Raw genomic sequence first — 5,395 nt, 5'->3', positions numbered from 1 at the left:
GAGGATTGTTGCGATCGCGCCCCCATATCCTATATGTTGTAATCCTGTCATTCTGTAATCTTGTATGGGTTTCTCGCTGCACTATCTTCAGGGGAAATCCATTAATTGTGTGGGCGCACGCCGTGCGCCCCTACTATTGTGATGGGGAAAGGTATTACTTGTTTGGGCGCAAACCTTGCGCCCCTACTATTGTGATGGGGAAAGGTATTACTTGTTTGGGCGCACGCCGTGCGCCCCTACGCCCCCGCTATCGTGATCGGAAAATCCATTAATTTATTCGACTCGCCCTCTTCGTTGGTTCACCTGTGGGAAAGGATAACTCGGTGGGTTAGGTTGGATAGGGAATTAAGTGGTTTGTTTCCTGAATTGATTACCGCCTAACCCACCCTACAGATTCCGGTTAATTTGGGTCTATAGGACGGCACATTTTTCCATGATATAAAATTACCTAAAATCAGACAGAAAGTCAAGCATTAATCCTATTTTTTTAGCCCCGATTACTTTTGTGATGTGCCCGAAAAACTCGGACCTCGGTAGGATTGAGGAACATTCAGAACTTCATCTGGAATCGGGCAAAATCTGGGTAAGTCTAGGGTGACAAGGGATGGTGGGGAATGTTGCTAAACTGTAGGGGCGCATGGCGTGCGCCCATAAAATCTGCAAATCTAATCCATCATTTTAGCTGGGTCACGCCACTACGGGTTACGGTTAATCTGAGTCTATAGGACGGCACATTTTCCCATGATATAAACTTACCTAAAATCATACAGAAAGTCAAGCATTAATTCTATTTTTTTAGCCGAGATTTCTCCTGTGAGCTGCCATAAAAACCGGAACCTTGGTAGGATTGAGGAACATTGAGTCCTCATGTCAAATCGGGTGTAATCTGGGCGAAAACTGAGTTATAGGGGATGAAGAGTAATGAGGCGATCGCACAAAAGAAACGTTTAGTCTTCATAATTCTTGTCCTGCAATGAAAATTTGCCTCGAACACTTAAATCCACTTCACCGGCGTCGTGAGACTCAAACCCATCAAATGCCTGGTGTATCTAACAGATATTGACTGATTTGTCCTTGTGCCTCAGCAGTGCCAGTCCTTTCAACTGTGCGACACAACCTGAGACAATCCTCAAAACTTTGTGCTGAATCCTATAGCTGATAAGGGTTACAGACTAGGGAGGGAGACTATGCGATCGCATCCATCATTTTTGGCTTACTTCTCTTCTGGGCGGCTTCTTACTGGGGAAACTTGAAAAGCAAGAACGCTAACACCGATGCCAAATTAACGAACGATAGTATCCTAAACTTGGACGCGAGCACAGCTGACTGGAGCATAACATTCAGTTTCGGGCTGTAGTTGATGAAAAGGGAGCCAACTTACTGTTCACCTTCTGTGCAACTTCCTGATTTGTAATCACATAACGGTAATGGGTTGAACCTTGAATAATCACCCGAATTTTGTCCTCTTTAAATCGTTCGCTACTCACTTCTATATGCCCAAAACCTGTTTCACTCCATGCCTGAAGTAGGATTGTCTCCAAGCGTTGCAGGAACTCATCGATATTCGGGGTGGTAGAATGGGATGACATAACCAATGCCTCGATAGGATAGCAATTGTTCCTGGCGATGCGATCGCGCTTCGAGTAAAGCCGCTGATTCGTATGGCTCCAGAACCTTTTTCTCACTTTGTATAAAAAAGGTATATCTTAGGCAAAGAGTGTTTGTCAAGACAAATTATGTAAAGTTATGTGTGTTTTTTGCCTCTACCTTTCTCACATCGGTCAGGTTTTGTATAGAAAGGCTAGTGGGGGAATCGGATAATGTTCTGGGCGCACGTTGGTTATTGGTGTCATATCATGTCGGGTTGAATACTGACGCATAAATTTGCATGAGCAAGGTTTACTCTGCTTGAGTCAGCGACATTCTACTAAAAATAGATTGCTACTAAAAGTTTTGTGGAGACATTAGTGTGGCAGGAAATGAAAAAGCTATATGCGAGTTTCTCTTCTCAAATATGGGACGCATAAATCTCAAGCACATTGGTATACTTCGACAAATAGGAATTCCTGACAAAAACTATACCGGTTATCGTCTAGCAGAATCTCTAAGTGATATAGCAACCCTATCAACAACAGATTCGAGGAAAAAAGCAGAGGCAGAATTTTTTCTCGGAAAATGATTTCAAAACAATTTTGAAATTTTTAATGATGTTAGGGAGTCCTAATTTAGGGATGTCACAACACCCAGCCGAATTAATTTTAGAAGCGCCAGCCACTCAGATTAGTCAATATACTATCAAAATTTATTCTTTTGATGAGTATTTCAATCGTTACAAGGAAAAATTACACATAGCCATCAGGCGACAATGGATAGGACAAACAAGTAAGAGCGAACATGGAAGAGCTATTAGTCTTGCAAAAAAGCCAGATAACTTGCCTTGGGTTTTTGACGACGTAGTTGGAATTCCAAGAGGAGGATGGAGAAATAATATTGATGAAGCCGATAGAAAAACCGTCTATTTTTTAATGATTGAAAAGAAAAAATAGGTGACGCGATAAAAATATAATGCTTAACTAAGATGTTGTTATGGGGTGAAGCTTTATCTGGTTTGGCTGATTTTGGGAGTCAGTGGCGAATAAATCTTGGTATATACTTTTCGCTAAAGCATAGCTTAAATTGACTGGAACAGCATTGCCAATCATTTTGTACCCAGCAGCTAATCGTTCATAGTAAAAAATAAAGTCATCATCAAAGGTTTGAATTCTAGCACATTCTCGAACTGATAAGCGCTGGTAAGGATGGGGTGATTTAGGGTCAAACATCCATTGGTCTTTTCCGATATGAATCATTTTATTTGCCTGGGGATGGATTGGTGCATGACGACCACCTGCCTGAATGGTAAATGATGGTTCATTCCAGGAACGAACACGGTTACGAGACATATAAATACTGGAGAATCCGCCAACCATATATTCATGATTGGCAACAAGACAGTCTTCCCCTCGGGTCTTGTTATTGCTCAATGCCGGGATTGCTGATTCTCGCAAATTCCATAAGGCATCTCGTAAGGTAAGAATACGAGATCCAGGCACTAAAGCGTCAAAGTTGAAGCATTTATTCAAGTTGATATGATAACCAATAAAAATAACTCGCTTTCTATCTTGAGGCACATTATAATGCCGAGCATTCAAGAGTTTGTAGGAAATGACATAGCCAGCTTCCTCAAAGGCTGCAATAATGTTCTGTAATGCCTTTTCATGCTTTTTGTGAAGCATTCCTGAAACATTTTCCGCCAAGAAAAAGCGAGGTTGCTTGTCTTTCAAAATCCGGATATACTCTAAAAATAATCTGCCGCGATCGTCATTGATTCCCTTTTGGGTCCCTGCCTCACTCCAACTTTGGCAGGGAGGTCCGCCAATAATCCCGAAGCAGTCTGGAATTTCCGCAGAAGAAACCTGTCGAATATCACGCCGATCAAGAAGCGTATCTGGATGATTGCTTTGATAGGTTTGCCACATATCTTTGTCATATTCATTTGCCCATATCACCTTAAAACCTGCTTGATGAAAACCCATGTCTAGCCCCCCACAGCCTGAAAATAGAGAGACTATCGATTTTTCCCTTAACGTTCCATTGGTGTCTAAGTTTTGCTTGTCCATCTTGACGCTTTACATCCGTAAAAGATTTGAGAAGCCTTTGCTTCAGTATAATTATTTAATTAGCTAATTATCTTTTTGTCAATATAGCTGTTTAGCTGGGGTACAATTTGCTTAACGTGACTTACTCAATCACTGGGCGAATGGCACAGACGCAAAGAAAGCCGGTATACGTGAAACCAGAACATCATGAAATTTTAAGACGCATTGCTTTTGAGCAACGTTGCAACATTTCGGATGTGTTAGATGCCGTATTGGAACAAGCAGACTGGGAAAAAATAACGCAAGAGGCGAGAAATAAGCCTGTACAGCGATCAATGAAACGGGGAGGAACCGATCAATGACAATATTCATGACTGACTAATGAACTTGCCAATCGTCTATCACCCCGACTACGTTACCCCCCTTCCAGCCGGACATCGCTTTCCCATGTCCAAATTCGGCAAACTCTGTGAACTCCTCCTCGCCGATAATATTGCCACTCCGGAACAAATCCACACTCCCAACACTCCACCCACAGAATGGATTCAACTGATCCACACCCCTGACTACATCCAAGCCTACTGTAACGGTACCCTTGACCCAAAAGCCCAGCGCCGGATTGGATTACCCTGGAGTCCCGGCTTGGTTAAGCGAACTTGTACGGCGGTTGGGGGTACAATCCTGACGGCTCAACTTGCCCTGACTCATGGTATTGCTTGTAATACGGCGGGAGGAACTCATCATGCATTTCCCGGCTACGGATCAGGCTTTTGTATCTTTAATGACCTCGCGATCGCGACTCGTGTCCTTCAGACTCTGGGATTAGCCCAAAAAATCCTAATTCTTGATCTGGATGTTCATCAAGGAGATGGTACAGCCTTTATTTTCCAAAATGACCCCACTGTATTTACCTTCTCCATGCACTGTGAGGTCAATTTCCCCGCCACTAAACAAAAAAGTGATCTGGATATTCCCCTCCCGGTGGGTATGGATGACGATGCCTACCTGCAAACCTTAGCCCACTATCTCCCCGATATTTTGTCTGAAGTTCAGCCTGACTTAATTCTCTATGATGCCGGAGTTGACACCCACGCATGCGATCGCTTTGGGAAGCTAGCACTTACGGATACTGGAATTTACCGCCGTGAAATGCAGGTACTCAGCACCTGTATTGCATCAGGCTATCCTGTCGCCAGTGTGATTGGGGGCGGCTATGGAGATAACCTGAATGCCCTGATATACCGTCACTCTCTCCTCCATCGTGCCGCTAATGATGTTTATCGTCATCTAGTATGAAGGGAACAGAGGTAGGGTGTGCATTGCCCACTTTACATAGGGGTGAGCTGATCACCTAGTAGTTTACAATTCATAATCAATCTCTCGGCACTGATACACTTCAACTACCCCAACTTACTCCGCTTCACCTAACGGTTCCGCTTCGCGCTCAGTTGGGGATTGCATCTATCGTCCACCTCAACTGCGAGTACCTTCCGAGGCGCTCGCCTTTGGCTTCGTCCGACGACGCATCAGGGACGGCTGAAAGACGCCCCGTACTCTCCCACTCTTGGCGAGAGAGCAACACTCTAAGTGCAACATTCCTAGCACCAACTAGATCTGCATGGAGAGTATATCCACACTGCTGACACACAAAAGTTAGACCCTTGTTAGGTCTATTTTCTTTAGATGTGTGACCGCAATGCGGACAAGCCTGAGAGGTGTAATGAGCATCTACTTTCACAGCTAAACTTCCAGACAAC

Annotated in this window: 7 protein-coding genes; 4 read left to right on the top strand and 3 right to left on the bottom strand. The window is 43.8% G+C overall.

Annotated elements, in window-relative coordinates:
• Window positions 1-1,340: 1,340 nt before the first annotated feature.
• Window positions 1,341-1,589: a hypothetical protein gene (locus RIM23_RS25990; RefSeq protein WP_446370709.1), complete on the bottom strand. Its 249-nt coding sequence runs from the start codon at window positions 1,587-1,589 to the stop codon at window positions 1,341-1,343.
• 380 nt (window positions 1,590-1,969) lie between these two features.
• Here RIM23_RS25990 and RIM23_RS25985 point away from each other — a divergent pair, with 380 nt between their 5' ends.
• Together RIM23_RS25985 and RIM23_RS25980 are read left to right on the top strand one after the other, a co-directional pair.
• Window positions 1,970-2,179: a hypothetical protein gene (locus tag RIM23_RS25985; protein WP_446370707.1), complete on the top strand. Its 210-nt coding sequence runs from the start codon at window positions 1,970-1,972 to the stop codon at window positions 2,177-2,179.
• A 13-nt stretch (window positions 2,180-2,192) separates the two neighbouring features.
• Window positions 2,193-2,546, top strand: a complete 354-nt coding sequence (locus RIM23_RS25980) for a hypothetical protein (protein WP_446370705.1) — start codon at window positions 2,193-2,195, stop codon at window positions 2,544-2,546.
• A gap of 27 nt (window positions 2,547-2,573) precedes the next feature.
• On the opposite strand, the gene RIM23_RS25975 is transcribed toward RIM23_RS25980, so the two are convergent.
• On the bottom strand, window positions 2,574-3,659 hold the full coding sequence (locus tag RIM23_RS25975; RefSeq protein WP_446370703.1) for a DNA cytosine methyltransferase: 1,086 nt from the start codon (window positions 3,657-3,659) through the stop codon (window positions 2,574-2,576).
• 140 nt (window positions 3,660-3,799) lie between these two features.
• Here RIM23_RS25975 and RIM23_RS25970 point away from each other — a divergent pair, with 140 nt between their 5' ends.
• Both RIM23_RS25970 and RIM23_RS25965 read left to right on the top strand, forming a co-directional pair.
• Window positions 3,800-4,000, top strand: a complete 201-nt coding sequence (locus tag RIM23_RS25970; RefSeq protein WP_446370701.1) for a hypothetical protein — start codon at window positions 3,800-3,802, stop codon at window positions 3,998-4,000.
• A gap of 19 nt (window positions 4,001-4,019) precedes the next feature.
• A complete protein-coding gene (locus RIM23_RS25965; protein WP_446370699.1) occupies window positions 4,020-4,934 on the top strand; it encodes a histone deacetylase family protein in 915 nt (304 codons plus the stop codon).
• A 148-nt stretch (window positions 4,935-5,082) separates the two neighbouring features.
• Here RIM23_RS25965 and RIM23_RS25960 read toward each other — a convergent pair.
• Window positions 5,083-5,395 (bottom strand): zinc ribbon domain-containing protein (locus tag RIM23_RS25960; protein ID WP_446370697.1); only part of this gene is annotated, 313 nt, incomplete at its 5' end.

Origin of the sequence: Coleofasciculus sp. G3-WIS-01 (genome assembly GCF_040223135.1) — a bacterium.
Taxonomy (GTDB): domain Bacteria; phylum Cyanobacteriota; class Cyanobacteriia; order Cyanobacteriales; family Coleofasciculaceae; genus Coleofasciculus.
This window is presented reverse-complemented; position numbering and strand designations above follow the sequence as displayed.

Excerpts from the sequence above, each read along its gene's own strand:
- RIM23_RS25990 (WP_446370709.1), bottom strand. The coding sequence starts at position 1,589 with ATGTCATCCCATTCTACCACCCCGAATATCGATGAGTTCCTGCAACGC.
- RIM23_RS25975 (WP_446370703.1), bottom strand. The coding sequence starts at position 3,659 with ATGGACAAGCAAAACTTAGACACCAATGGAACGTTAAGGGAAAAATCG.
- RIM23_RS25970 (WP_446370701.1), top strand. The coding sequence starts at position 3,800 with ATGGCACAGACGCAAAGAAAGCCGGTATACGTGAAACCAGAACATCAT.
- RIM23_RS25965 (WP_446370699.1), top strand. The coding sequence starts at position 4,020 with ATGAACTTGCCAATCGTCTATCACCCCGACTACGTTACCCCCCTTCCA.